Genomic DNA, 599 nt, shown 5'->3' with positions numbered 1-599 from the left:
TCTTCGCCGCGTTCCATCATGTCACGCAAGGTCAAACGTTGAACCACTTCTTTCAGCGTTTTCTCTTCTTGGTCGTAATTGTCACCTTCTAAGTCAGCCACAATCCAAGAGTAGAGATCCGAAACGTTCTTCATGCGCATTTCAGCGGCTTTCGGGCTGGCTGAGGTTTCGTACAGCCAATCTTCGTAATGAATGTCACGAACCAAGGAACGAACAGGTTCTACTGTGTTGCCTCGCTCAGCTTGATCGGCAATCGCCACCAACCATTGTGTAAAGCGACGCAGATTTTCGAGACCACGCCCCGATAGGTGTTGTTCTAATCCCATTTCAAAGCTTGCTTCAAATAGGCTTTTGCCGCGCATATTGGCGTAACTGCCCAATTTTTCTAACGTTACCGGGCCAATTTCGCGTCGCGGCGTGTTCACAATGCGCAGAAATGCGTTGTCATCGTCAGGGTTCACCAACACTCGAAGATACGCCATGATGTCTTTGATTTCGGCACGCGCGAAAAACGACGTACCGCCAGACAGTTTGTAGGGTACGCGGTTTTGCATCAGTGATTTTTCAATCAAACGCGATTGATGGTTACCACGATACAA

The 599-nt window shown here is 48.6% G+C and carries 1 protein-coding gene; it reads right to left on the bottom strand.

Annotated features, from left to right (window positions below):
• The coding region (locus R7Q46_RS28475; protein WP_318078482.1) for a 3'-5' exonuclease at positions 1–599 on the bottom strand (599 nt) is incomplete at both ends.

It is taken from the genome of Vibrio sp. 811 (genome assembly GCF_033339195.1).
The sequence above is the reverse complement of the archived record's forward strand: the minus strand, read 5'-3'. Positions and strand labels throughout refer to the sequence as shown.